The 1035-nt window shown below is 38.4% G+C and carries 1 protein-coding gene; it reads left to right on the top strand.

What is annotated here, in order from left to right:
• Positions 1-917, top strand: a 917-nt coding sequence (locus IDG60_RS27650) for a tRNA dihydrouridine synthase (RefSeq protein ID WP_031826374.1), incomplete at its 5' end; no start/stop codon positions are given.
• Positions 918-1035: the final 118 nt, after the last annotated feature.

Genomic DNA, 1035 nt, shown 5'->3' with positions numbered 1-1035 from the left:
ATATCGTCTTTCGACACGTTGTAAGTGAAGCAGCTAGACCGGATGTGTTTTTCACTGAATTTACAAATACTGAAAGCTTTTGCCACCCTGAAGGCATACATAGTGTGCGCGGACGCTTAACTTTTAGTGAAGATGAACAGCCGATGGTCGCTCATATATGGGGAGATAAGCCAGAACAGTTCCGTGAAACGAGTATTCAATTAGCTAAAATGGGCTTTAAAGGCATAGACTTAAATATGGGATGTCCTGTAGCAAATGTTGCTAAAAAGGGTAAGGGTTCCGGCTTAATCTTAAGACCTGACGTTGCTGCCGAAATTATTCAAGCGACTAAAGCAGGTGGGCTTCCGGTAAGTGTTAAAACACGCCTTGGCTACTATGAAATCGATGAATGGAAAGATTGGTTGAAGCACGTCTTCGAACAAGACATTGCCAATTTATCTATTCATCTTCGTACACGTAAAGAAATGAGTAAAGTAGATGCACATTGGGAATTAATCGAAGCTATTAAAAATTTACGTGACGAAATTGCACCAAATACATTGTTAACAATTAACGGTGATATTCCCGATAGAAAAACAGGACTTGAACTGGCAGAAAAATATGGCATTGATGGCGTCATGATTGGTAGAGGCATTTTCCACAATCCATTCGCTTTTGAAAAAGAACCACGTGAACACACAAGCAAAGAACTATTAGATCTGTTGAGATTGCATCTATCATTGTTTAACAAATATGAGAAAGATGAAATACGACAATTCAAGAGCTTGCGTAGATTCTTTAAAATCTATGTGCGTGGCATAAGAGGCGCTAGCGAACTTCGCCATCAATTGATGAACACACAATCAATTGCAGAAGCAAGAGCACTTCTAGATGAATTTGAAGCCCAAATGGACGAAGACGTTAAAATTGAATTATAGTATGAGTAATAAAGTTTATGGATGATATTTCCCAATTTAACACGGATTGAACACTTTCTACTTAGGTATTATCTTGGTTTTCCTGATAGGATAACTCCCGATGATGCCTTTTTACTTA

The organism is Staphylococcus sp. EG-SA-2, from assembly GCF_017152085.1.
Note: the sequence above shows the minus strand (reverse complement) of the source record. Positions and strands in the feature narration are given on the sequence as shown.